Source organism: Micromonospora sp. CPM1 (assembly GCF_023896895.1).
Taxonomy (GTDB): Bacteria; Actinomycetota; Actinomycetes; order Mycobacteriales; family Micromonosporaceae; genus Micromonospora; species Micromonospora tulbaghiae.
In genome coordinates, this window is sequence record NZ_JAMHIU010000006.1 from 190,841 (window position 1) to 215,376 (window position 24,536).

21 protein-coding genes are annotated in these 24,536 nt (G+C 72.6%); 14 read left to right on the top strand and 7 right to left on the bottom strand.

The annotated features are described in order from the left end of the window. Positions 1–111: 111 nt before the first annotated feature. The 3 genes from M8C11_RS09890 to M8C11_RS09900 all read left to right on the top strand — a co-directional run bounded on the left by M8C11_RS09890 (position 112) and on the right by M8C11_RS09900 (position 3,972). Complete coding sequence (locus M8C11_RS09890) at positions 112–600, top strand: Rieske (2Fe-2S) protein (protein WP_091420448.1); 489 nt, start codon at positions 112–114, stop codon at positions 598–600. Between the two features lie 83 nt (positions 601–683). Next, positions 684–2,627, top strand: a complete 1,944-nt coding sequence (uvrC, locus tag M8C11_RS09895; RefSeq protein WP_252449332.1) for an excinuclease ABC subunit UvrC — start codon at positions 684–686, stop codon at positions 2,625–2,627. 688 nt (positions 2,628–3,315) lie between these two features. Beyond that, positions 3,316–3,972 carry a C39 family peptidase gene (locus M8C11_RS09900; RefSeq protein ID WP_252449333.1) on the top strand — a complete coding sequence of 219 codons (657 nt, stop codon included), beginning with the start codon at positions 3,316–3,318 and terminating at the stop codon, positions 3,970–3,972. Between the two features lie 147 nt (positions 3,973–4,119). Here the strand turns inward: M8C11_RS09900 and recQ are convergent, their stop codons facing one another. Next, the gene (recQ, locus tag M8C11_RS09905; protein ID WP_252449334.1) at positions 4,120–5,973 is read right to left on the bottom strand and encodes a DNA helicase RecQ; all 1,854 of its coding nucleotides are present in this window, start codon (positions 5,971–5,973) and stop codon (positions 4,120–4,122) included. Positions 5,974–6,202: 229 nt separating this feature from the next. Between recQ and rapZ the strand changes: the two genes are divergently transcribed. The 8 genes from rapZ to M8C11_RS09945 all read left to right on the top strand — a co-directional run bounded on the left by rapZ (position 6,203) and on the right by M8C11_RS09945 (position 13,249). Next, positions 6,203–7,084 carry an RNase adapter RapZ gene (gene rapZ / locus M8C11_RS09910; RefSeq protein ID WP_120573677.1) on the top strand — a complete coding sequence of 294 codons (882 nt, stop codon included), beginning with the start codon at positions 6,203–6,205 and terminating at the stop codon, positions 7,082–7,084. Continuing rightward, entirely contained in the window at positions 7,081–8,085 is a 1,005-nt protein-coding gene (gene yvcK, locus M8C11_RS09915) for a uridine diphosphate-N-acetylglucosamine-binding protein YvcK (RefSeq protein ID WP_252449335.1), read from the top strand. The genes rapZ and yvcK overlap by 4 nt, the downstream gene beginning before the upstream one ends. A gap of 54 nt (positions 8,086–8,139) precedes the next feature. Further along, positions 8,140–9,120, top strand: coding sequence for a DNA-binding protein WhiA (gene whiA / locus M8C11_RS09920; protein WP_018788213.1), 981 nt, complete (start codon positions 8,140–8,142; stop codon positions 9,118–9,120). Between the two features lie 264 nt (positions 9,121–9,384). Then, a complete protein-coding gene (gene gap / locus M8C11_RS09925; protein ID WP_013287466.1) occupies positions 9,385–10,389 on the top strand; it encodes a type I glyceraldehyde-3-phosphate dehydrogenase in 1,005 nt (334 codons plus the stop codon). Positions 10,390–10,426: 37 nt separating this feature from the next. Next, a complete protein-coding gene (gene pgk / locus M8C11_RS09930) occupies positions 10,427–11,626 on the top strand; it encodes a phosphoglycerate kinase (RefSeq protein WP_252449336.1) in 1,200 nt (399 codons plus the stop codon). Beyond that, the gene (tpiA, locus tag M8C11_RS09935; RefSeq protein ID WP_252449337.1) at positions 11,627–12,418 is read left to right on the top strand and encodes a triose-phosphate isomerase; all 792 of its coding nucleotides are present in this window, start codon (positions 11,627–11,629) and stop codon (positions 12,416–12,418) included. 95 nt (positions 12,419–12,513) lie between these two features. After that, positions 12,514–12,774, top strand: coding sequence for a preprotein translocase subunit SecG (secG, locus tag M8C11_RS09940; protein WP_013287463.1), 261 nt, complete (start codon positions 12,514–12,516; stop codon positions 12,772–12,774). Between the two features lie 130 nt (positions 12,775–12,904). Then, the gene (locus M8C11_RS09945; RefSeq protein ID WP_091420426.1) at positions 12,905–13,249 is read left to right on the top strand and encodes an RNA polymerase-binding protein RbpA; all 345 of its coding nucleotides are present in this window, start codon (positions 12,905–12,907) and stop codon (positions 13,247–13,249) included. Positions 13,250–13,389: 140 nt separating this feature from the next. Here the strand turns inward: M8C11_RS09945 and pgl are convergent, their stop codons facing one another. From pgl to tkt, 6 genes are all read right to left on the bottom strand, one after another. Next, positions 13,390–14,160 (bottom strand): 6-phosphogluconolactonase, encoded by a 771-nt coding sequence (pgl, locus tag M8C11_RS09950; protein WP_120568921.1) that lies wholly within the window; start codon positions 14,158–14,160, stop codon positions 13,390–13,392. A 69-nt stretch (positions 14,161–14,229) separates the two neighbouring features. Next, positions 14,230–15,246 (bottom strand): glucose-6-phosphate dehydrogenase assembly protein OpcA, encoded by a 1,017-nt coding sequence (locus M8C11_RS09955; protein ID WP_252449338.1) that lies wholly within the window; start codon positions 15,244–15,246, stop codon positions 14,230–14,232. Beyond that, positions 15,243–16,757: a glucose-6-phosphate dehydrogenase gene (gene zwf, locus M8C11_RS09960; RefSeq protein ID WP_252449339.1), complete on the bottom strand. Its 1,515-nt coding sequence runs from the start codon at positions 16,755–16,757 to the stop codon at positions 15,243–15,245. Before zwf ends, M8C11_RS09955 begins: the two co-directional genes overlap by 4 nt. A 50-nt stretch (positions 16,758–16,807) precedes the next feature. Beyond that, positions 16,808–18,376: a glucose-6-phosphate isomerase gene (locus tag M8C11_RS09965; protein ID WP_252449340.1), complete on the bottom strand. Its 1,569-nt coding sequence runs from the start codon at positions 18,374–18,376 to the stop codon at positions 16,808–16,810. Between the two features lie 101 nt (positions 18,377–18,477). Continuing rightward, entirely contained in the window at positions 18,478–19,656 is a 1,179-nt protein-coding gene (gene tal, locus M8C11_RS09970) for a transaldolase (RefSeq protein WP_252449341.1), read from the bottom strand. 16 nt (positions 19,657–19,672) lie between these two features. Then, the gene (gene tkt, locus M8C11_RS09975) at positions 19,673–21,811 is read right to left on the bottom strand and encodes a transketolase (protein WP_252449342.1); all 2,139 of its coding nucleotides are present in this window, start codon (positions 21,809–21,811) and stop codon (positions 19,673–19,675) included. 263 nt (positions 21,812–22,074) lie between these two features. Here tkt and M8C11_RS09980 point away from each other — a divergent pair, with 263 nt between their 5' ends. From M8C11_RS09980 to M8C11_RS09990, 3 genes are all read left to right on the top strand, one after another. After that, positions 22,075–23,034 carry a heme o synthase gene (locus M8C11_RS09980; protein ID WP_120568925.1) on the top strand — a complete coding sequence of 320 codons (960 nt, stop codon included), beginning with the start codon at positions 22,075–22,077 and terminating at the stop codon, positions 23,032–23,034. Positions 23,035–23,253: 219 nt separating this feature from the next. After that, positions 23,254–23,586, top strand: coding sequence for a hypothetical protein (locus M8C11_RS09985; protein ID WP_013287454.1), 333 nt, complete (start codon positions 23,254–23,256; stop codon positions 23,584–23,586). Between the two features lie 10 nt (positions 23,587–23,596). Then, entirely contained in the window at positions 23,597–24,514 is a 918-nt protein-coding gene (locus M8C11_RS09990; protein WP_252449343.1) for a RimK family alpha-L-glutamate ligase, read from the top strand. Positions 24,515–24,536 lie beyond the last annotated feature (22 nt).

Sequence of the window (24,536 nt, forward strand, 5' to 3'; positions counted from 1 at the left end):
GGTACGCGTTTTCGCAGGCCGGGCAGCGAATGCCCGGCCTGTGACGCGCCAGTATGAACCGTGCCCCACGCTGGTGCGTGTTTCCGCAGTAAGCCGAGAGAAAGGCCGGACATGAGTGATGATCAGGCGCTGACCCGACCGGTCACCCAGAGCCGCCGTACCCTGCTCGCCGGAGCCGGAGCGATCGGCGCGGCCGTGGTGCTCGCGGGCTGCGGCAGCGACGACGACGCGTCCCCCGGGCTCGCCCCGACCAGCGGCGGCCCGCCCGGCGCCACCGCGACCGGCGACGCCGGCGGCGGCGACCGGGACGGCGGCAGCGCGCTGGCGCGCACCTCGGACATCCCGGTCGGCGGCGGTGCCGTCTTCGCGAGCCAGGGTGTGGTGATCACCCAGCCCGAGGCCGGCCAGTTCAAGGCGTTCGACCCGATCTGCACGCACCAGCGCTGCCCGGTGTCGAACGTCGACGGCGGCACGATCAACTGCACCTGCCACAACAGCCGGTTCTCGATCGTCGACGGCTCGGTGAAGGGCGGCCCGGCCACCAAGCCGCTCGCGGCGAAGGAGATCAAGGTCGACGGCGACCAGATCAAGCTGGCCTGACCTGTTCCGCGCCCCCGTCGGGCGATGGTCGGCGGGGGCGCGGCTACGGTCGGGTGTCAGGGGTGCGGACTAGGCTTGACACCGTGGCTGACCCCTCGACCTACCGTCCCGCGCCCGGCACCATCCCGGAGTCGCCAGGGGTCTACCGCTTCCGCGACGGCACCGGCCGGGTGATCTACGTCGGCAAGGCGCGCAACCTGCGCAGCCGGCTCAACTCCTACTTCGCCGACCCGGTCGGCCTGCACCAGCGCACCCGGCAGATGGTGTTCACCGCCGAGTCGGTCGACTGGATCACCGTCGCCACCGAGGTCGAGGCGCTCCAGCAGGAATACACCTGGATCAAGCAGTACGACCCCCGGTTCAACGTCCGCTACCGCGACGACAAGTCGTACCCCTATCTCGCGGTCACGCTCGACGAGGAATACCCCCGGTTGCAGGTGATGCGCGGGGTGAAGCGCAAAGGCGTGCGCTACTTCGGGCCGTACTCCCACGCCTGGGCGATCCGCGAGACGCTCGACCTGCTGCTGCGGGTCTTCCCGGCGCGGACCTGCTCGTCCGGGGTGTTCAAGCGGGCCGGGCAGGTCGGCCGGCCCTGCCTGCTCGGCTACATCGGCAAGTGCTCCGCGCCGTGCGTCGGCAGCGTCACCGCCGAACGGCACCGGGAGATCGTCGACGGCTTCTGCGACTTCATGGCCGGCCGCACCGACACCATGGTCCGGCGGCTGGAGAAGGAGATGCTCGACGCCAGCGAGCAGCTGGAGTTCGAGCGGGCCGCCCGGCTGCGTGACGACGTCGCCGCGCTGCGCCGGGCGATGGAGAAGCAGACGGTGGTGCTCGGCGACGGCACCGACGCCGACGTGGTCGCCTTCGCCGACGACCCGCTCGAAGCCGCCGTGCAGGTCTTCCACGTCCGCGGCGGCCGGGTGCGCGGCCAGCGCGGCTGGGTGGTGGAGAAGACCGAGGACCTGACCACCGGCGACCTCGTGCACCACTTCTGCACCCAGGTGTACGGCGGTGAGCAGGGCGAGGCCGACGTGCCCCGCGAACTGCTCGTGCCCGAGCTACCAGGCGACGCCGACGCGCTCGCCGAGTGGCTCACCGCCCGCCGGGGCAGCCGGGTGTCGCTGCGGGTGCCGCAGCGCGGCGACAAGCGGTCCCTGCTGGAGACCGTCGAACGCAACGCCAAGGACGCGCTGGCCCGGCACAAGCTCAAGCGGGCCGGTGACCTGACCACCCGCAGCCAGGCGCTCGACGAGATCGCCGACGCGCTCGGCATGAACACGTCGCCGCTGCGCATCGAGTGCTTCGACGTGTCCCAGATCCAGGGCACCGACGTGGTAGCCAGCATGGTCGTGTTCGAGGACGGGCTGCCGCGCAAGAGCGAGTACCGCCGGTTCATCGTGCGCGGCGCCACCGACGACCTGTCGGCCATGTCCGAGGTGCTGCGGCGGCGCTTCGCCCGCTACCTCGACGCCCGCGCCGAAACCGGTGAGCTGGGCGAGGAGACCGCCTCCGACCCCGACCGGCCCGGCATCGACCCGACCACCGGGCGGCCGCGCAAGTTCGCGTACCCGCCGCAGCTCGTCGTGGTCGACGGCGGCCCGCCCCAGGTCGCCGCCGCCGCGAAGGCGCTCGCCGAGCTGGGCATCGACGACGTGGCGCTCTGCGGGCTGGCCAAGCGGCTGGAGGAGGTCTGGCTGCCCGACGACGAGTTCCCGGTGATCCTGCCGCGCACCTCCGAGGCGCTCTACCTGCTGCAACGCGTACGCGACGAGGCGCACCGCTTCGCCATCACGTTCCACCGGCAGCGGCGCTCCAAGCGGATGACCGAATCCGCGCTGGACAACGTCCCCGGCCTCGGCGAGGTACGCCGCAAGGCGCTGCTGCGGCACTTCGGCTCGCTGAAGCGGCTGTCCGGCGCCACGGTGGAGGAGATCACCGAGGTGCCCGGGGTGGGCAGGCGTACGGCCGAGGCGATCCTGGCCGCGCTGGACGGCTCGACGGCGGACGCCGCCCCCCGTCCCTGACCCGCCCCCCGCTCACCACCTCAGGTGGAACCCCATGGGTGTCTCCGCGCCCGTTTGACACCCACGACGTTCCACTGACAGCCGGCTCCCCAAGCTCACCTCCGGAGGCCGTGGCAGATCTTGGTACGGAAGCGCCCCTATGGGGGCCATCCGGTACCAAGATCTCGTTCATGCGCCGCCGTGTCCCGATGGGCGGAAGCCGTAGTCCACTTCCTGGACGCGGTGCGCCGTCACCCGGGTCACTCACGAACCGCCCCGCGCGATCTTGCACTTGGTGCCCCAGGGTTGCCCGCTTTGCGAGGTTCGCCGGGGAGCAAACTGCAAGATCGCGCACGCGGCCGGGGGCGGGGGGCATCCGCGCCCGGCCGGGTGGTTCGGTCCGCGATTTCCGGTTCGGTGCGAGGGCGGGGCTGTGGTCGGTGCCATCGTGAGGGTGGAATCGGGGGCGGGCGCGGGGCGTTGTACATGGCTGACCGCCGAGGCACCGGGTCGAGCGCCGACCAGGCACCCCGAGCGGATCGCCAGGTCAGGGAATGACCCCCGCCCGGTCGTCGTTACATCCCTGAGCCGCGGACAGCAGGCCCCCTGGGTCGCCCGCGTGCCAGCCCTTTTTGACGGGCACCCCCCGAGACTTTTCCCCTCCGTGGCACCCCCGCCGCGGTCATCCCCCACCAGGGAGGCAACCATCATGGCTACCACTCTGCTGCGTAAGACCGTTCTGACCGCTGCCGGTATCGCCGCCACCGCCGGTGGTATCGCCGGGCCCGCGATCGCCGCCCACGCCGCCCCCACCGAGAAGACCACCGCCGTCGTCGCCGACCGCAAGGGTCACGGTGAGCGGGAACTCGACGTGCGCTACGAGGCCCAGCCCAACTTCTACTTCTGCGGCCCCGCCGCCGCCCGCAACGCTCTGTCCGTGCAGGGCAAGAACATCGACGTGCACGCCATGGCCAAGGAGATGGGCACCACCGAGGCCGGCACCAACAGCATCAACGACATCACCCCCGTGCTGAACAAGGAGACCGGCGCCAGCAACGCCTACAAGTCGGTCGAGATCAGCACCCCCAAGGCCGACGACAAGCAGACCGACACCCTGCGCACCGACGTGGTCAAGACCGTCGACGCCGGCCGGGCCGTGGTCGCCAACATCGCCGGCACCGCCACCGACACCGACGGCACCACCCACTCCTTCGAAGGCGGCCACTACATCAGCGTCATCGGCTACCGCGACGACGGCCACACCGTCACCATCGCCGACAGCGCCAACCCCAACACCGCCACCTACCGGATGAGCATCGACAACCTCGCCGACTGGATCGCCACCCGCGGCTACAGCACCAGCTAAGAACACCACCCCACCGCACACACGACTGCAGAGCAAGAACAAGGCCAGCGGCCAGAGCAACACATGGCGGACCGGAGCAAGATGGCGTGAAGCAACACGCGAAAGGGCCCGACCCCACCACAGGGGTCGGGCCCTTTCGTGCGTGTGTCAGGACTCGGCGAGGACGGCCAGGATCGCCTCGCCGTACTTGGCGAGCTTGTTCTCGCCGACCCCGTTGACCCGGGACAGCTCGGCCAGTGAGGCGGGCGGCTCGGCGGCGATCTGCCGCAGCGTCGCGTCGTGGAAGATGACGTACGCCGGGACGCCCTGTTCCTTGGCGGTGGCCGCGCGCCACGCGCGGAGCCGTTCGAAGACGGGCGCGGCGGCGGGGGAGAGGTCGGCGACGACTGTGGCCGCGCCCCGGGGCTTGGCGGACCGGCCGGCCGGGCGCTCCGGCTCCTTGCGCAGCGTGACCGTACGGCGGCGGCCGAGCACGTCCGCGCTGGCCTCGGTCAGCGCCAGCGTGCCGTAGTCGCCCTCGACGGCCAGCAGACCCTCGGCGAGCAGTTGCCGCACCACGCCACGCCACTCGGCCTCGCGCAGTTCGGTGCCGATGCCGAAGGTGCTCAGCGCGTCGTGGCCGTGCTGGTCGATCTTGTCGGTGTGCTTGCCGAGCAGGATGTCGATGCTGTGCCCGGCGCCGAACCGCTGGTTGCGTTCGCGGTCGAGCCGGTAGACGGTGGACAGCAGCTTCTGCGCGGCGACGGTGCCGTCCCAGGACTCGGGCGGGTCGAGGCAGGTGTCGCAGTTGCCGCAGTCGGCCACCTCGGTCTCGCCGAAGTATTCGAGCAGCTGGGCGCGGCGGCAGCGGACCGTCTCGCAGAGCGCCAGCATCGCGTCCAGGTGGGCGGCGAGGTTGCGCCGGTGCGCCAGGTCGCCCTCGGACGTCTCGATCATCTTGCGTTGCTGCACCACGTCCTGGAGCCCGTACGCCAGCCAGGCCGTGGACGGCAGCCCGTCGCGCCCGGCGCGGCCGGTCTCCTGGTAGTAGCCCTCCACCGACTTCGGCAGGTCGAGGTGGGCGACGAAGCGTACGTCGGGCTTGTCGATGCCCATGCCGAACGCGATGGTGGCGACCATGACCAGGCCGTCCTCGCGCAGGAAGCGCTGCTGGTTGGCGGCGCGGGTCGCGGCGTCCAGCCCGGCGTGGTACGGCAGCGCGGGGATGCCGTTGGCGACCAGGAACTCGGCGGTCTTCTCCACCGAGGCCCGGGACAGGCAGTAGACGATGCCGGCGTCGCCGGGGTGCTCGTCGCGCAGCAGGCTGAGCAACTGCTTGCGCGGTTCCCGTTTGGGCACGATGCGGTACTGGATGTTGGGCCGGTCGAAGCTGGCCACGAAGTGCCGGGCCTCGGTGAGCCGCAGCCGGGTGGCGATCTCGGTGCGCGTCGCCCGGGTCGCGGTGGCGGTCAGCGCGATCCGCGGTACGTCCGGCCAGCGCTCGTGCAGCATCGACAGGTTGAGGTAGTCGGGGCGGAAGTCGTGCCCCCACTGCGAGACGCAGTGCGCCTCGTCGATCGCGAACAGCGCGATCCGGCCGCGTTCCAGCAGGCCGAGCGTGGAGCGCACGGCGAGCCCTTCCGGGGCGAGGTAGAGCAGGTCCAGCTCACCGGCGAGGTAGGCCGCCTCGACCCGGCGCCGCTGCGCGGGGTCCTGGGTCGAGTTGAGGAACCCGGCCCGGACGCCGACCGCGGTGAGCGCGTCGACCTGGTCCTGCATGAGCGCGATCAGCGGCGAGACCACCACCGCCACGCCGTCGCGGACCAGCGCCGGGATCTGGTAGCACAGCGACTTGCCGCCGCCGGTGGGCATGAGCACCAGCGCGTCGCCGCCGGCCACCACGTGCTCGACGACCTCCTGCTGGAAGCCGCGGAAGGCGTCGTACCCGAAGACCCGGCGCAGCACCTCGAGCGCGTCGGCGGTCCGGGGGGCGTCGGTCCGCTCGTCGGTGGGGGAGACCATCCGCGCAGTCTACGAGCGTCCCCCGACACCGCCCGTCCCGGCGAGCCGTCCTGGGGCCGCCGACATGTTCCGGTCGTCACCCCGTGGAATCCCGGGCGGGGTCGCAGCCGTTAGAGTCGCTGATTGACCATGCGCGGCCGACCGGCCGCGGCGCCACGGCTGGGGGTAGCGGGTGAGCGAGGCGCGTACAGCGGGTGACCTGGGGCCGACCGAGGCGGAGACGACGCCGGTGCGACCGGCGCCGGCCGAGTCGGAGACCTCCCTGGTGGTGGTGACCGGCCTGTCCGGCGGCGGGCGCAGCACCGTGGCGCGGGCGCTGGAGAACGTCGGCTACTACGTGGTCGACAACCTGCCGCAGGCGCTGCTGCTGGACATGGCCGAGCTGGCGTTCAAGGCCGGCGGCGCGGCCCGGCGTACGGCGATGGTGCTGGACGTGCGCTCGCGCGCGTTCTCCACCGACCTGGCCGGGGCGATCCGGGAGCTGCGTGAGCGCGGCTTCCAGCCCCGGGTGGTCTTCGTCGACGCCGACGACGAGGTGCTGATCCGGCGGTTCGAGAGCGTGCGCCGCTCGCACCCGCTTCAGGGCGACGGGCGGCTGGCCGACGGCATCGCGGTCGAGCGGGCGCTGCTGGAGGAGGCCCGCGAGCAGGCCGACGTGATCATCGACACCAGCCACCTGAACGTGAACCAGCTGCGCCGCCGGGTCGAGGAGCTGTTCGGCGGCGAGGACGCCCGCCGGCTGCGGATCACCGTGATCTCGTTCGGCTTCAAGTACGGCCTGCCGCCGGACGCCGACTTCGTGATGGACGCCCGCTTCCTGCCGAACCCGTACTGGGTGCCGGAGCTGCGCGAGCACACCGGCCGCGAGGAGGCGGTCAGCGCGTACGTGCTGGGCCAGGAGGGCGCCGACGCGTTCGTGGCCGGCTACGCCGACCTGGTCAACGCCACCACCGCCGGGTTCGAGCGGGAGGGCAAGCGCTACCTGACCGTGGCGGTCGGCTGCACCGGCGGCAAGCACCGCAGCGTGGCCATCGCCGAGGAGCTGGCCTCCCGGCTCCGCCACTCCGGCATCGCCGCCAACGCCCAGCACCGGGACCTGGGGCGGGAGTGACCCCGACCAGGGTGGTCGCCTTCGGCGGCGGGCACGGGCTCTCGGCGTCGCTGCGGGCGCTGCGTCACTGCGTACCCGAACTGGACCTGGACATCACCGCGGTGGTCACCGTCGGTGACGACGGCGGCTCCAGCGGCCGGTTGCGCGCCGAGCGCGGCGGCCTGCCGCCCGGCGACCTGCGGCAGGCGCTCGTCGCGCTGGCCGGCGACCATCCGGCCACCCGGCGCAGCGCGGCGTTGTTCCAGCACCGCTTCGCCGCCGCGGTGCCGCCGGCGCCGACGATCGCCGCGCCGGTGCCGGTCGCGGTCGGCGACTCGCTCGCCGGCCACGCGGTCGGCAACCTGCTGCTGCACGGGCTGACCGAGCTGCTCGGCGACCCGGTGGCCGCGCTCGACCACGCCGGGGCGATGCTCGGCGCGGTGGGGCGGGTACTGCCGATGTCCCGCCAGCCGGTGGGCATCGAGGCCCGGGTCCGCGGCGCCGACCCGGAGCATCCGGACGAGGTGTCGACGGTGCGCGGCCAGCACCAGGTCGCGGTCACCCCGGGCACCGTCGAGTCGCTGCGGCTCAACCCGTCCGCGCCGTCCGCGTGCGCCGAGGCGGTGACCGCGGTACGCGCCGCGGACTGGCTGATCTTCGGGCCGGGCAGCTGGTACACGAGCGTGCTGCCTCACCTGCTGGTGCCGGGCCTGGCCGACGCGATCGTGTCCAGCCCGGCGCGGCGGCTGGTGACGCTCAACCTGGTGGCCGAGAAGGAGACCTCGGGGCTCTCCCTGCCCGACCATCTGGACACACTGCGGCGCTATCTGCCCGAGTTGAAGGTGGACCGGGTGCTCGCCGACTCCACGGCGGTGGGTGATCCCGCGGCGGTCGAACGTGCGGCAGAATCGCTGGGTGCCCGGCTGGTCCTCGCTCCCGTCGCCGTCCTGGACGGCACGCCCCGTCATGATCCAGCCGCCCTGGGCGCCGCGCTGGTGCCTGTCCTGCGCGCCGATCGTTAGACACGTACGTAATCACCGGCGACACGCCGGAACCGGTCCGTGAGGGGGCGCACTATGGCGATGACGGCTGCGGTCAAGGACGAGCTGAGTCGGGTCGACGTGCCCAAGCCCTGCTGTCGCCGGGCGGAGATGGCCGCCCTGCTGCGTTTCGCCGGCGGCCTGCACATCGTGTCGGGCCGCGTGGTGGTCGAGGCGGAGCTGGACACCGGCGCGGTGGCGCGGCGGCTGCGGCGGGAGATCGCCGAGGTGTACGGCTACCCGAGCGAGATCCACGTACTCGCCTCCGGCGGGCTGCGCAAGGGCAGCCACTTCATCGTGCGGGTGGTCAAGGACGGCGAGGCGCTCGCCCGGCAGACCGGCCTGCTCGACGTGCGGGGCCGTCCGGTGCGCGGCCTGCCGCCGCACGTGGTGGCGGCGAACGTCTGCTGTGCCGTGTCGGCCTGGCGGGGCGCGTTCATGGCGCACGGCTCGCTCACCGAGCCGGGCCGCTCCAGCGCGCTGGAGATCACCTGCCCGGGCCCGGAGTCGGCGCTGGCGCTGGTCGGCGCCGCCCGCCGCATCGGCATCACCGCCAAGAACCGCGAGGTGCGCGGCGTGGACCGGGTGGTGGTCAAGGACGGTGACGCGATCGCCGCGCTGCTCACCCGCATAGGGGCGCACTCCAGCGTGCTGGCCTGGGAGGAGCGGAGGGTACGCCGGGAGGTGCGCGCGACCGCGAACCGGCTGGCGAACTTCGACGACGCGAACCTGCGCCGCTCCGCGCGCGCCGCGGTGGCCGCCGCCGCCCGGGTGACCCGTGCGCTGGAGATCCTCGCCGACGACGCCCCGAACCACCTGACCTCGGCCGGGCGGCTGCGCCTGGAGCACCGTCAGGCCTCCCTGGAGGAACTGGGCGCGCTCGCCGAGCCGCCGCTGACCAAGGACGCCATCGCCGGCCGGATCCGCCGGCTGCTCGCGCTGGCCGACAAGCGTGCCCGTGACCTGGGCATCCCGGATACGGAAGCGGCAGTCACGCCGGACATGCTCGTGGTCTGATAGGACTCGGGCGGCAGTGCACCGCGAGCGGGATCACCACCCGCCGCAGCGCGACGCCGCGCGCTCGGATATGGTCGCTGCGTACGGCAAGGGGGCCGGAACAGGCGCTCCTCGCCGTGCTCACCGCCTCGGGCGGTCAGGTCTCCGTGACCGCGGCGGGGTGGCCGAGATGACATGTCGACGGCCGGCTCCAACGGTCGGCGCACACACCTCCGCCGGCCGCGGTCTGACGCCGGCGGACCAGAACGCGAGGAGATGGGACCTGTGACCATCCGGGTTGGCATCAACGGCTTCGGCCGGATCGGCCGCAACTTCTTCCGGGCAGTGCTGGCGTCCGGCGCTGACATCGAGGTCGTGGCGGTCAACGACCTGACCGACAACGCGACGCTCGCCCACCTTGTCAAGTACGACAGCATCCTGGGCCGCCTCCCGCACGAGGTGAAGGCCACCGCCGACGAGATCACCGTGGGCGGCAAGACCATCAAGGCGTACGCCGAGAAGGACCCGGCGAAGCTGCCGTGGGGCGAGGTCGGCGCCGACGTGGTCATCGAGTCCACCGGCTTCTTCACCGACGGCACCAAGGCGAAGGCGCACCTCGACGGCGGGGCCAAGAAGGTCATCATCTCCGCTCCGGCGAAGAACGAGGACGTCACAGTGGTCATGGGCGTCAACCAGGACCAGTACGACCCGGCCAAGCACAACATCATCTCGAACGCCTCCTGCACCACCAACTGCCTCGCGCCGATGGCGAAGGTTCTGCAGGACACGTTCGGCATCAAGCAGGGTCTGATGACCACCATCCACGCGTACACGCAGGACCAGAACCTGCAGGACGCGCCGCACAAGGACCTGCGCCGGGCCCGGGCCGCCGCGCTCAACATCGTGCCGACCTCGACCGGTGCCGCGAAGGCCATCGGCCTGGTGCTGCCGGAGCTGAAGGGCAAGCTGGACGGCTACGCGCTGCGCGTGCCGATCCCGACCGGCTCGGCCACCGACCTGACCGTGGAGGTCGGCCGGGAGACCACCGTGGACGAGGTCAACGCCGCGCTCAAGGCCGCCGCCGAGGGCCCGCTGCGGGGCATCCTCACCTACAACGAGGACCCGATCGTCTCCGCCGACATCGTGACCGACCCGGCGTCGTGCATCTTCGACGCGCCGCTGACCAAGGTGATCGGCAACCAGGTCAAGGTCGTCGGCTGGTACGACAACGAGTGGGGCTACTCGAACCGCCTGGTGGACCTGGTCAAGCTGGTGGGTCAGTCCCTGTGAGTGCGAGCCCCGCAGTCACGAACGGAGGGCTAGCTCTGTGACGATCCGCAACCTCGACGACCTGCTCGCCGAGGGGGTGTCGGGTCGGCGCGTGCTGGTGCGCGCCGACCTGAACGTCCCGCTCGACAAGCAGACCGGGGAGATCACTGACGACGGCCGGATCCGGGCCGTCCTGCCGACGCTGAGCGCGCTGGTGCAGGCCGGCGCGAAGGTGGTCGTCTGCTCGCACCTGGGCCGCCCGAAGGGCGCGCCGGACCCGCAGTTCAGCCTCCGCCCGGTCGCCGGGCGGCTCGGCGACCTGCTCGGCGCCCCGGTGCACTTCGCCGAGGACACCGTCGGCGACTCGGCGCAGTCCACAGTGGCCGACCTGGCCGACGGCCAGGTCGCGCTGCTGGAGAACCTGCGCTTCAACGCCGGTGAGACCAGCAAGGACGACGCGGAGCGGGGCGCGTTCGCCGACCAGCTCGCCGCGCTCGGCGACGCCTACGTCGACGACGCGTTCGGCGCGGTGCACCGCAAGCACGCCAGCGTGCACGACGTACCGGCCCGGCTGCCGCACTTCGCGGGCCGGCTGGTGCTGCGCGAGGTCGAGGTGCTCAGCCGTCTCACCGGCGAGCCGGAGCGGCCGTACGTGGTGGTGCTGGGCGGCTCGAAGGTCTCCGACAAGCTGGCAGTGATCGAGGCGCTGCTGCCGACCGTCGACCGGCTGCTCATCGGTGGCGGGATGTGCTTCACCTTCCTCAAGGCCCAGGGCCACGAGGTGGGCACGTCGCTGCTGGAGAAGGACATGGTCGAGACCTGCCGCAACCTGATGGAGCGCGCGCCGGGCAAGATCATGCTCCCGGTCGACGTGGTGGCCGCCGACGCGTTCGCGCCGGACGCCGCGCACGACACCGTGCCGGCCGACGGCATCCCCAGTCACCGGCTGGGCCTGGACATCGGCCCGGAGACGGTGGCTGGTTTCGCCGCCGCGCTGTCGCAGGCGAAGACCGTCTTCTGGAACGGCCCGATGGGCGTGTTCGAGATGGCGGCGTTCGCCAACGGCACCCGGGGCGTGGCCGAGGCGATCACCAAGGCCGACGCGTTCAGCGTGGTCGGCGGCGGCGACTCGGCCGCGGCGGTGCGCGCGCTGGGCCTGGACGAGTCCTCGTTCGGGCACATCTCCACCGGTGGTGGCGCCTCCCTGGAATACCTGGAGGGCAAGACCCTCCCCGGCATCGCGGCCCTGGAGAACTGAATGGCGAGCACGACCCGCCGGCCGCTGATGGCCGGCAACTGGAAGATGAACCTGAACCACCTCGAGGCCAACCTGCTGGTGCAGAAGCTGGCCGCGAGCCTGAACGAGAAGCAGCTCACCGACGTCGAGTGCGTGGTGCTGCCGCCCTTCACCGATCTGCGTACCGTGCAGACGGCGGTGGACGGCGACAAGCTGCTGATCGGCTACGGCGCGCAGGACCTGTCGCCGCACCCGTCGGGCGCGTACACCGGTGACATCGCCGGTCCGATGCTCGCCAAGCTGGGCTGCGGTTACGTGGTGGTCGGCCACTCCGAGCGGCGGCAGTACCACCACGAGGACGACGCGCTGGTCAACGCGAAGGTGTCGGCGGCGCTGGCGAACGGGCTCACCCCGATCCTCTGCATCGGCGAGGGCCTGGAGGTCCGGGAGCAGGCGGGTCAGGTGCGGCACTGCTGCGACCAGCTCGACGGCGCGCTGAAGGGGCTCACCGCCGAGCAGGTCACCAAGGTCGTCGTGGCGTACGAGCCGGTCTGGGCGATCGGCACCGGCAAGACGGCGACCCCGGACGACGCCCAGGAGGTCTGCGGCGCGGTGCGCAAGCGCATCGCCGAGACCTACGACGAGGGCACCGCCGAGCAGGTCAGGATCCTGTACGGCGGGTCGGTCAAGGCGTCGAACGTCGCCGCGATCATGGCGCAGCCGGACGTGGACGGGGCCCTGGTCGGGGGTGCCAGCCTGGACGCGGAGGAGTTCGCGCAGATCTGCCGGTTCCCGGAGCACATCGCCCGCTGATCGCTCGCTATCCTTGACGCTGCCCGTCCACCGGTCGGTGCCGCAGTGCCCGACAGGTCCGGGCAGTGATCGCAACGAGAGGACTGACCCCCGCCATGCCGATCTGGTTCGCCTACACGATGATCGTGTTGCTGGTCATCACGAGCGTCCTGCTCACCCTGCTGATCCTCCTGCACCGCGGTAAGGGCGGCGGGTTGTCGAGCATGTTCGGCGGCGGCGTCAGCTCCAGCCTGGCCGGTTCCTCGGTGGCCGAGAAGAACCTCGACCGCTACACCGTTCTGGTGGGAATCGTCTGGTTCGCGTGCATCGTCGGGCTCGGGCTCTGGCTGCGGCTGCAGATGGCCAGCGGCACCTGAGTCGGCGCTGAGAAGCGTACAATCTGCGCGCGGTCCGTCACGGACCGCGCGCAGTTTTGTTTCTCCGCGCGTCGCCCGTCGCCCACCCCCTCCGGCGGCGGTCCCCTCCGACGACAGGGAGCGAGCAACCGTGCCCAGCAACAACGTCATCCGCGGCACCCGGGTCGGGTCCGCCCCCGAGCGGTTCGACCAGCGGGTCGAGCCCGCGCCGCGCCGACCGGTCGTCTACTGGTGCCGCCACGGGCACCGGGTCGAGTTCCTGATCGCGGCCGAGGCGGAGACGCCCGCCTCCTGGGAGTGCCCCCGCTGCGGCGAGCCGGCCGGCCCCGACCCGGGCGACCCGCCGGGCCGCCAGCGCGCCGAGCCGTACAAGACCCACCTGGCGTACGTGCAGGAGCGGCGCACCCCGGAGGAGGGTGAGGCACTGCTCGCCGAGGCCCTCGACGCGCTGCGCCGGCGTCGCGGCCGCGCCTGATCCGGCGAGCTGGCGCCGCCGATCGCCAGATCGGGGTGGTGGGCGTGTCGGGGTGCCCCGGATGCCGCCACTCCGGCGAGCTGGTGTCGTCGACCGCCAGATCGTGGACGGGCCCCGGCAGGGGCCCGCCACGACCGGGATCAGCGGAGGCTGCGCAGCCGCGGCGGCACGTTCGCCGCGGCGGCCCGGTCCAGCAGCCAGAGGGTACGGGAGACGCCCCGCACCCCGGCGGCCGGCAGCTGCACCGGCCCGGCCCCGGCCAGCGCCATGCCCACCGCCCGGGCCTTGTCCGCCCCGGCGGCGATCAGCCAGACCTCCTCGGCCGTGTTGATCGTCGGCAGGGTCAGCGTGGTCCGCACCGGCGGCGGCTTCGGGCTGCCCCGCACCGCGCTGACCGGCCGGTTGTCGTGGTGCACCGGGTGCTCCGGGAACACCGACGCCACGTGCCCGTCCTCGCCGACGCCGAGCATCAGCACGTCGAAGTGCGGCACCACCGCGTTCCCGGGCCGCGCGGCGGCGGCCAGCTCCCGCGCGTATCCGGCGGCAGCCGCCTCCGGGTCGTCACCCGCTGGGCCGTCCGACGCCGGCATCGGGTGCACCCGGGCCGGGTCGAGCGGCACCGTGTCCAGCAGCGCCGCCCGCGCCTGCGTCTCGTTGCGGTCCGGGTCGCCGGCGGGCAGGAACCGCTCGTCGCCCCACCACACGTCGACCCGGGACCAGTCGACCGCGTCCCGGGCGGGCAGCTGCCCGACCGCCCGGTACACCGCCGCGGCGATCCGCCCGCCGGTCAGCACCACCGACGCCTGGCCGCGCTCGGCCTGCGCGTCGAGCAGCTTCACCACCAGCCGGGCCGCCACCGCCTGCGCCAGCAGGTCGGGGTCGGCGTGTACGGCGACACTCGCCTCAGTCATCCGTCGTGCCCTCGTGTTCCGACCGCCCACCGGCGGTCACCTGTGCCTCCGACCGCCCGGTCCGGGCGGTCACTCGTTCGCGGTCGCGCCCGCGTGCGCGGTCACGCCGGCCTCGGCCCGCTGGGCGGTCGCCGGATCCTTCCACACGTGCACCCGCTGGACCGGGCGCTGGTCGAGCCCGGTGATCCCGGCCGCAGCGCCGAGCGCCTCCGCGTACACCTGGTCGGCGTCGAGGCGGCGCAGCTCCTCGGCCAGCTCGTCACCGAGCGGCCGGCGGACCAGCGGCAGCGTGCGGTCCTCCTGCCCGGTACGCCGGAACACCGCGATGCTGTCGTCCCGGGTGAGCGTCAGCTCGTCGCCGTTGGCGCAGCGCAACTGCACCTGGCGCATCCGGGGGAACTCGTCGGTGGCGGTCAGGACCGGGTCGATGCCGAGCCGGGCCTTCAGCCAGCCGCGCATCAGCGCCGCCGTCGGGTCCGACGGGGGAGCCACCACGCTGGCCTCGGTGACCCGGGCCTGGGTGGTGTCGAACGCGCCCGCCACGAGCGTGCGCCACGGGGTGATCCGGGTCCACGCCAGGTCGGTGTCGCCCGGGGCGTAGTCGTGGGCCCGCTGCCGCAGCGCGGCGATCGGGTCGGCGGCCTGCGCCGAGTCGGTGATCCGCCGGTCCGCGACCACGCCGAGGAAGTCGGTGGAGATCTCCGCCGGGGGCTCACCGTGCCACCACGTCACCACCGGCACGTCCGGCACCAGCAGCGGCATCACCACCGACTCGGCGTGCAGCGCGAGGCGCCCGTACATCCGGGTCACCACCGCCTCGCACGGCCCGAGCCGGCCACCCACGACGATCTCCGCGTCCAGCCGGTTGCGGTCGCGTTCCACGTCGGAGCGGACCACCACGAGCAGCCGGCACGGGTGCGCCGCCGCGGCGATGGTGGCCGCCGCCTCCGCCTCGCGTACCCGCTTCTCGTCCACCACCACGATTAGCGTGAGCGCCATGCCACTGGCCACCCCGCCCGCGCTGCGCCGTTCCGCGGCCAGCGCCTTGACCACCTCGTTGCCGGTGGTGTCCCACAGCCCGATCATGCTCTTCTCCAAGCCCGGCCCTCGCGGGCCAGCATCTCGTCGGCGGCCCGGGGCCCCCACTCACCGGCCCGGTACGGCTCCGGGGTCGTGCCCTCCCAGGCGTGCTCCAGCGGGTCGACGACCTGCCAGCTCTGCTCCACCTCGGCGGCGTCCGGGAACAGCGTCCGGTCGCCGATCAGCACGTCCAGCACCAGCCGCTCGTACGCCTCGGGGCTGGACTCGGTGAACGCCTCGCCGTACTGGAAGTCCATCGCGATGTCGCGGACCTCCATCGTGGTGCCCGGCACCTTGGAGCCGAACTTCAGCACCACGCCCTCGTCCGGCTGCACCCGGATGACGAGCTGGTTGGGGCCGAGGGACTCCATGTCGGCGGCGTTGAACGGCAGGTGCGGCGCCTTCTTGAACATGATGGCCACCTCGGTGACCCGCCGGGGCAGCCGCTTGCCGGCCCGGATGTAGAACGGCACGCCGGCCCAGCGGCGGTTCTGGATGCCCAGCTTCACCGCCACGTACGTCTCGGTGGTGGAGCCCTCCGGGACGCCCTCCTCCTCCAGGTAGCCCTTGGCCCGCTCGCCGCCCACCCAGCCGGGCAGGTACTGGCCGCGCACGGTGTCCTCGGAGACGTCGTGCGGCACGGTGATCGCCTTGAGCACCTTGAGCTTCTCGGCCCGGATCTCGTCGGCGTCGAAGCTCGTCGGTTCCTCCATGGCGACCAGGGCGAGCAGCTGGAGCAGGTGGTTCTGGAGCACGTCGCGGGCGGTGCCGACCGAGTCGTAGAACGCCGCGCGGGTGCCGATGCCGACGTCCTCGGCCATGGTGATCTGCACCGAGTCGACGTACTTGGAGTTCCACAGCGGCTCGAACAGGTTGTTCGCGAAGCGCAGCGCCAGGATGTTCTGGACGGTCTCCTTGCCCAGGTAGTGGTCGATCCGGAACACGTCCTGGCGGGTGAAGACGTCGTCGACGAGGTCGTTGAGCGCCTTGGCCGAGGGCAGGTCGTTGCCGAACGGCTTCTCCACCACCACGCGCCGCCAGCCGCCGGACTTGGCGTTGTCCGCCATGCCGGTGCGGGCGAGCTGCTTGAGCACCACCGGGAAGGCCGCCGGGGGGATGGAGAAGTAGAAGGCGGCGTTGCCGGGGATGCCGTGCGAGTCGCGCAGCTCGTCGAGCGTGGCGGCGAGGTGGTCGAACGCGGCGTCGTCGTCGAACGAGCCGCCGACGAACTTGATGTTGCCGGCGAGCCGGGCCCACACCTCCTCCCGCCACGGGGTACGGGCGTGCTTCTTGGCCGCGTCGTGCGCCACCGACTCGAAGTCGCCGTCGCCCCAGTCCCGGCGGGCGAAGCCCAGCACCACGAAGCCGGGCGGCAGGAGCCCCCGGTTGGCCAGGTCGTAGACCGCCGGCAGCAGCTTCTTGCGGGCCAGGTCACCCGTCACCCCGAAGATCACCAGGGCACACGGCTCGGGGATCCGGGGCAGCCGTCGGTCCTGCGGATCGCGCAGCGGGTTCACCGGGCCACCTCCTCCTGCGTCTCGGTCCGCTGATTCCAGGTCATTGATCGTCACGTGCGTGTCCGTCCGGCCGTGTCCAGGAGCTGGGCGACACCCGCCGCCCGCTCGGTCAGGTGCAGTCGCAGCACCGGTCGCTCCCGGCCGGCCAGGGCCCGCCGGTCGCCGGCGGCCTGGGCCGCCTGGAGCTGCGCGAAGGTGTACGGACGGCCGGGCACCTCCAGATCATCGGTGACCGCACCGGTGATCTGGAGGTGCCGGCCGCGCGGGTCGGTGTGGTGCGGCCGGCGCGGTCCCCAGCCGAAGGTGACCGGGCGTCCGGCGGCCCGCGCCAGCAGCGGGCGCAGCCCGGCGATCGCCGCGTCGGCGTGCCGGTCGAGGTACGCGGTCACCACGAGGTGCTCCCGTTCGCCCAGCCCGTCGAGCAGCCAGCGCAGCGCGCCGGTCAGGTCGGCCGGCGCGCCGCTCGGGGCGTACACCTCGATCGCGCCCTCGACCGACGACGGCGGCCCGCTCTCCGGCGCCGCGTCGTCGTCCGCCGGGTCCGGCGGCGCGGCGAACGGGTCGGTCCGCAGCGTCACCGCGGCGGTCGCGGCGGCGTAGGCCCAGGTGAGCAGGTGTGCGCCGAGCGGACCGTTGACCGCGACGTCGGCGGTCACGCCCGGTCCGACACCGGCGCCGACGCCGCCGAGACCGACCGTGAGCACGCCCGGACCGGTGGCGCCGGGGGAGTCGGGGGACTCCGCCACCACCGGCAGCAGACGTCCACCGGTGGCGTCGGCGAGCAGCGCGCCCGCCCAGCGGCCCAGGCCGTCGAGGCCGGTGCCGTCGGGTACCAGCGCGATCGTGTCCCGGCCGGCGCCGGGCGCCGCGCCCAGGGCCGCGCCGAGCGCCAGGGCCGGGTTGTCCCGATCCCGGTCGAGCGCGCCGGTGAGCGCCTCGGCCTCGTCCAGCACCTCGGCCACCGGCGCGCCGGCCAGCGCCGCCGGGACCAGGCCGAACGCGGTGAGCGCGGCCCACGGCCCGGCCGTGCCGGGCTCGGCCGGGATCACCACCGCGCCCAGCTCGTCGGCGCGCGCCGCGAGTTCCGAGCCGGGCTCGGTGACCACCACGACGTGCCGGGCGGCATCCGGGCCCTCGTCCGCCCACGCCTGCCGGTAGACCCGCAGGTGGGCGTCGGTGGCCCGGTCGAGGCCGCGCCGGGCGGCGAGCACCAGGAGGGTACGCGCCGGGCGGTCGGCGAGCGCGGCCCGCGCCGGCCCCGGATCGGCGGTGTCGAGCACCGTCACCGGCCGGCCCAGGCACTCGGCCAGCACCTCGGCGGCGAGCGTGTCGCCGCCGGCGCCGGCCAGCACCACGTGGTCCAGGTCGTCCAGCTCGGCGGCCAGTTCGGCGAGCTGGGGGAGCAGGTCCCGGCTGTGCCGGTGGGCGTGCAGCCAGCCCAGCCGGGCGAGGGCCGCCGGCTCGGCGGCCGGCCCCCAGAGGGCCGGGTCCGCGGCGGCGAGACGGGCCGGGACGTCGTGGGAGACGAGCGTGGCGCGTGCGGACGCGCCGAGGGCGTCCGCGCCGCGCACGGCCAGACCGGCGGCCATGTCCGCCCGCCCGGCCAGCAGGTCACTCACCGCGCCACCTCGGCTCGTTCAAGGCAGACCACCTCACCCGGTCCACGGTACGGCGCGACGCGTCCCGGGGCCGGGCCCCGGGACGCGTCGGACGCCGTCGGTCACGCGTTGCCGCCGGCCTGCTGCGCCGCCTGCGCGTTCTCCCCGGCGGCCCGGTGCGGGCTGCCCGAGCCCTTGGCCGCCTCGGCGAGGGACTTCTTGACCCCCTCCAGCAGCTCCACCCAGCTCGCCTCGAACTTCTCCACGCCCTCGCGCTCCAGCGTGGCGATCACGTCGGACAGGTCGACGCCCACCGACTGGAGGTCGGCGAAGACCTGACGCGCGTCGTCGTACGCGACGGTGACGGTGTCCGGCTTCGTCTCGCCGTGCTCGGCGTAGGCGTGGATGACCGGCTCCGGCATCGTGTTGACGGTGCCGGGGGCGATCAGCTCCTCGACGTAGATGACGTCCCGGTAGTCCGGGTTCTTCGTCGACGTGGAGGCCCACAGCGGGCGCTGCGGGTGGGCGCCCGCGTCGGCCAGCTTCTGCCAGCGCGCCGAGGAGAAGACCTCCCCGTAACGCTCGTAGGCCAGCCGGGCGTTGGCGACGGCTGCCTTGCCGCGCAGCGCCTTGGCCCGGTCCGAGCCGATCTTCTCCAGCCGCTTGTCCACCTCGGTGTCGACCCGGGAGACGAAGAACGAGGCGACCGAGCCGATCTTCGACAGGTCGTGCCCGTTGGCCTGCGCCTGCTCCAGGCCGGCCAGGAACGCCTCCATGACCTGCGAGTAGCGGTCCAGGCCGAAGATCAGCGTGACGTTGACGCTGATCCCCTCGGCGAGCGTCGCGGTGATCGCCGGCAGGCCCTCCTCGGTGGCCGGGATCTTGATGAACAGGTTCGGCCGGTCGACCAGCCACCACAGCGCCTTGGCCTCGGCGACGGTCTTCGCCGCGTCGTGCGCCGAGCGCGGGTCCACCTCGATCGAGACCCGGCCGTCGACGCCGCCGCTGGCCTCGTACGAGGGGCGCATCACGTCGCAGGCCCACCGCACGTCGTACGTGGTGAGCATGCGGACCGCCTCCTCGACGTCCACGTCGCGTACGGCGAGGTCACGAAGCTGCCAGTCGTACTCGTCGGCGTCGCTCAGCGCCTTCGCGAAGATCGTCGGGTTGGTGGTCACCCCGGCGACGTGGCTCTCCCGGCGCAGCTTGTCCAGCCCGCCCGAGCTCAGCCGTACCCGGGAAAGATCGTCGAGCCAGATCGCCACACCGGCGCCCTGGAGCTCCTTCAGCCTGTCCGTCATGCCGTCCACGCTCCCCTCAGTTGCCGGTCGTGAAACCGGTGATGTCGCCCACCCGGGTCAGCGCCGCGTGCGCGGCGGCCACGATCCGGTCGGGGGTGAACCCGAACTGCTCGAAGAGCACGGTGTGCGGTGCGCTGGCGCCGTAGTGCTCGATGCTCACGCACTCGCCGCTGTCGCCGACGATCGCGCGCCACGACATCGCGATGCCCGCCTCCACGCTCACCCGTGCCTTTACCCCGCGAGGCAGCACCGACTCCCGGTACGCCTCGTCCTGGGCGAAGAACCACTCCTGGCAGGGCATGGACACGACCCGGGTGGGGGTGCCGTCGGCCTCCAGCCGCTCCCGCGCGGTGAGGCAGAGCTGCACCTCGGAGCCGGTGCCGACGATGATCACCTGCGGCTTGCCGTTCGACGCCTCGGCCAGCACGTACCCGCCCTTGGCGACGCCCTCGGCGCCGCCCAGGTCGGTGCGGTCGAACGTCGGCAGCGCCTGGCGGCTGAGCGCCAGCGCGGCCGGCCGGTCGGTGTGCTCCAGCGCCTGCCGCCACGCCCAGACCGTTTCGTTGGCGTCGGCCGGGCGCACCACGTCCAGGCCGGGGATGGCCCGCAGCGCGGTCAGGTGCTCGATCGGCTGGTGCGTCGGGCCGTCCTCGCCGAGGCCGATCGAGTCGTGCGTCCAGACGTACGTCACCGGCAGCTTCATCAGTGCGGCCAGCCGCACCGCCGGGCGCATGTAGTCGCTGAACACCAGGAACGTGCCGCCGTAGGGGCGGGTGCCGCCGTGCAGGGCGATGCCGTTGAGGATCGAGCCCATGGCGTGCTCGCGGATGCCGAAGTGCAGCGTGCGGCCGTACTCGTCACCGGGGAAGTCCTTGGTGGCGTGCGCGGCCGGGACGAACGACGGCTCGCCCTTCATCGTGGTGTTGTTGCTCTCGGCCAGGTCGGCCGAGCCGCCCCACAGCTCGGGCAGCACCGGCGCCAGGGCCTCCAGGATCTTGCCGGAGGCGGCCCGGGTGGCGACGCCCTTGGCGTCCGCCGGGAAGGTCGGCAGCGCGTCGGTCCAGCCGGTCGGCAGCGTACGGGTGGCCATCCGGTCCCACAGCGCCTTGCGCTCCGGGTTGGCCTGCGCCCACGCGTCGAATCCGGTGGTCCACTCGGCCTGCTCCTGCGCGCCGCGCTCCAGCACCTGGCGGGCGTGCTTGAGCACCTCCTCGTCGACCTCGAAGGTGCGCTGCGGGTCGAAGCCGAGGATCTCCTTGGTGGCCTTGACCTCGTCCGCGCCGAGCGCCGAGCCGTGGATCTTGCCGGTGTTCTGCTTGTTCGGCGCGGGCCAGCCGATGATCGTGCGCAGCGCGATGAACGACGGCCGGCCGGTCTCCGCCTTGGCCGCCAGCAGCGCCTGGTACAGCGCCTCCACGTCCTCGTGGTAGTCGCCCTGGTCGGCGTCGCCGCTGCGCCAGTCGACGGTCTGCACGTGCCAGCCGTACGCCTCGTAGCGGGCCGCCACGTCCTCGCTCTTGGCGATGCGGGTGTCGTCCTCGATCGAGATCTCGTTGTCGTCGTAGATCACGCAGAGGTTGCCGAGCTGCTGGTGACCGGCGAGCGCGCTGGCCTCGTGGGTGATGCCCTCCTCGATGTCACCGTCGGAGGCGATGCACCAGATGTCGTGCCGGAACGGCGAGTCGGCGCGGTCCGGCTCGGGGTCGAACAGGCCGCGCTCGCGGCGGGCGGCCATGGCCATGCCGACCGCGTTGCCGAGGCCCTGGCCGAGCGGGCCGGTGGTGGTCTCGACGCCCGGGGTGTGGCCGTGCTCCGGGTGGCCCGGGGTGAGCGAGCCCCACTGGCGCAGCGCCTTGAGGTCGTCCAACGCCAGCGGGTAGCCGGAGAGGAAGAGCTGGATGTAGAGCGTCAGGCTGGAGTGGCCGGCGGAAAGCACGAACCGGTCGCGTCCGGGCCAGTTCGGGTCGGCCGGGTTGTGCCGCATGACCCGGTTGAAGAGCAGGTACGCCGCCGGGGCGAGGCTCATCGCCGTCCCCGGGTGGCCGTTGCCGGATTTCTCCACGGCGTCCATGGCCAGCACGCGGACCGTGTCGACGGCCCTGCGGTCGAGGTCGGACCAGTTGAGAGCGGGAAGCTCGGGTCGGTTGGCAGCCACGATGGTTGTGCTCCTCGGCAGATGGGCGGAACCCTCACTGATGACCCTATCGAGCGGTGCTAAACGTCCGCCCGGGGATCTCAGCATGCTGTTCTGTACGGATCGCGGACGTCCGGTCGTTCAACCCCAGGTGTGACGGCTCGCACCGTTGCCGGGTCCACGGGGCAGCGAAAACGACGCCGCGTAGTGTGTGGGGCGGTGTGTGGACCCGCAGCGGTCCGGGCCGAACGACCTCCCCCGCCGATGCCGGAAGGTGGCAATCCGTGAGCATGATCACCGAGCGCCCCGTCAGCAACCCTGCCGGGCAGTCGCCGGTGGGCGCGGTGGCGGAGGCGCCGGCGAGCGGCCGGCGGGACGTACGCGCCGTGGTGGCGGCGTACGTGACGCTGACCAAGCCGCGGATCGTCGAGCTGCTGCTGGTCACCACCGTGCCGGCGATGATGCTCGCCCACGGCGGGATGCCGTCGCTGTGGCTGGTCGCCGTGGTGCTGGTCGGCGGGTCGCTCGCGGCCGGCGCGGCGAGCGTCATCAACTGCTACATCGACCGCGACATCGACCAGCTCATGCGGCGCACCAAGCGCCGTCCGCTGCCCGCGCACACCGTGTCGCCGCGCAGCGCCCTGGTCTTCGGCCTGGTGCTGGCGGCCGTCTCGGTGGCGCTGATGGCGGCGGCGACGAACTGGCTGGCGACGGTGCTGACGCTGGCCGCGATCGCCTACTACGACCTGGTCTACACGCTGTGGCTGAAGCGGACCACGGCCGCCAACACGTTCTGGGGCGGCATCTGCGGGGCCGCGCCGGTGCTGATCGGCTGGGCCGCGGTGACCGGTTCGCTGGCGCCGGCCGCGTGGGGCCTGTTCGCTGTGGTCTTCTTCTGGCAGATGCCGCACTTCTACGCGCTGGCCATCAAGTACAAGGCCGACTACGCCCGCGCCGGGGTGCCGATGCTGCCGGTGGTGGCCTCGGTCCGGCGGGTCAACGCCGAGATCATCGGCTTCTCCTGGCTGACGGTGCTCTCCTCGCTGGCGGTCTGGCCGCTCGGGATGAGCCCGATCTACGGGGTCACGGCGCTCGTGGTCGGCGGGATCTTCCTCGTCGAGGCGCACAAGCTGTGCCGGCGCGCGACGCGCGGCGAGGCGGTCAAGCCGATGCGGCTGTTCCACTGGTCCACGACGTACCTCACCATCCTCTTCGCGGCCGTCGCGCTCGACGCGCTGCTCTGACCCGCCCGTCCGGCGGTTCATCAGAAATTTTTTTCGGGCTTTCCCGGACGGGTCCAACCCGGACAGATTGTGACGATCCCGCCCGCCCGTTTCACCCAGATATAAGCGACATGTACGGGCGAATTACCTGTGGTTCTTCTTAAACCGATGGGTAATTGGCATCACATTCAGTTCATGGTTCTCGCACATCCGGGTGGAACTCTGCTTAGGCTTCGCGTCATGGCAGATGGTTCCGATACGACGCTGACGGCTGACAAGACCGCCGAGCAGGCCCCCAACGGCCTGGTCGCGGGCATCAAGTCGTTCGCCGCCGGACACGGCGGCGCGAAGGCGGTCATCGAGTACGTCGGCAAGCGCGGCGCACGGATCGTCCTCGTGGGTTCCGACGGGGTATGGGCAGACCAGTTCGCCGACGGCACGGACGTCGCGCGGCAGGCCTGCGCGAAGGCCGGGGTCGACGTCGAGAACGCCTGGGAGCGTGAACTGATGGACCAGATGCGTCCGAGCAACGACCTGTGGCGGTCGATGGCCCGGCGCACGATGGCCCGTTGACATATACCGAATGACCAACCACCACCAGTCGACCCGGGGGAGACCCCGGGTCGCTTTCGTCACCTGCGCCGAACTGCCCGGCCTCGACCCGGACGACCGGCTCGCGCTCGTCCCGCTCGCCGACCGCGGCGTCACCACCGAGATCGCGGTCTGGGACGACCCCTCGGTGGACTGGCCCGGGTACGACCTGGTCGTGCTCCGCTCCCCGTGGGACTACGCGCGGCGGCGGGACGAGTTCGTGGCCTGGGCACGTACGGTGCCGGCCCTGGTCAACCCGGCCGACGTGGTCGCCTGGAACACCGACAAGCGTTACCTGTCCGAGCTGGCCGCCGCCGGAGTGCCCACCGTCCCGACGGAGTGGGTCGAGCCGGGGCAGGCGTGGACGCCCCCGGCTCGCGGCGAGCACGTGATCAAGCCGGCGGTGAGCGCTGGTAGCCAGGACACCGGCCGCTACGACCTGACCGACCCGGAGCACCGTGAGCTCGCGATGGCCCACGTACGGCGGCTCTCCGCCGCCGGGCGGGTCACCATGGTCCAGCCGTACCTCGGCGCGGTGGACACCGCCGGGGAGACCGCGCTGCTGTTCCTGGCCGGCCCCGGCGGCCTGGCGTTCAGCCACGCGATCCGCAAGGGTCCGATGCTGACCGGGCCGGACCTGGGCGAGGCCGCGCTCTACAAGGAGGAGCGGATCGACGCCCGCGCCGCCACGGCGGAGCAGCGCGCGGTGGCCGAGAAGGTGCTCGCGGTGGTGCCCGGCGGCCCGGACCGCCTGCTCTACGCCCGCGTCGACCTGATCCCCGGCCCGGACGGCGCGCCCGTGCTGGTCGAGCTGGAGCTGACCGAGCCGAGCCTGTTCGTCGGGTACGCCGACGGCGCCCCGGACCGGCTCGCCGACGCGGTGCTCACCCACCTGGCCCGCCGCCGCTGAGCCGGGCCGCCGGCCGTCGTGG

Excerpts from the sequence above, each read along its gene's own strand:
- M8C11_RS09890 (WP_091420448.1), top strand. The coding sequence starts at position 112 with ATGAGTGATGATCAGGCGCTGACCCGACCGGTCACCCAGAGCCGCCGT.
- M8C11_RS09900 (WP_252449333.1), top strand. The coding sequence starts at position 3,316 with ATGGCTACCACTCTGCTGCGTAAGACCGTTCTGACCGCTGCCGGTATC.
- recQ (WP_252449334.1), bottom strand. The coding sequence starts at position 5,973 with ATGGTCTCCCCCACCGACGAGCGGACCGACGCCCCCCGGACCGCCGAC.
- whiA (WP_018788213.1), top strand. The coding sequence starts at position 8,140 with ATGGCGATGACGGCTGCGGTCAAGGACGAGCTGAGTCGGGTCGACGTG.
- tpiA (WP_252449337.1), top strand. The coding sequence starts at position 11,627 with ATGGCGAGCACGACCCGCCGGCCGCTGATGGCCGGCAACTGGAAGATG.
- secG (WP_013287463.1), top strand. The coding sequence starts at position 12,514 with ATGCCGATCTGGTTCGCCTACACGATGATCGTGTTGCTGGTCATCACG.
- pgl (WP_120568921.1), bottom strand. The coding sequence starts at position 14,160 with ATGACTGAGGCGAGTGTCGCCGTACACGCCGACCCCGACCTGCTGGCG.
- M8C11_RS09955 (WP_252449338.1), bottom strand. The coding sequence starts at position 15,246 with ATGATCGGGCTGTGGGACACCACCGGCAACGAGGTGGTCAAGGCGCTG.
- tal (WP_252449341.1), bottom strand. The coding sequence starts at position 19,656 with ATGACGGACAGGCTGAAGGAGCTCCAGGGCGCCGGTGTGGCGATCTGG.
- M8C11_RS09985 (WP_013287454.1), top strand. The coding sequence starts at position 23,254 with ATGGCAGATGGTTCCGATACGACGCTGACGGCTGACAAGACCGCCGAG.
- M8C11_RS09990 (WP_252449343.1), top strand. The coding sequence starts at position 23,597 with ATGACCAACCACCACCAGTCGACCCGGGGGAGACCCCGGGTCGCTTTC.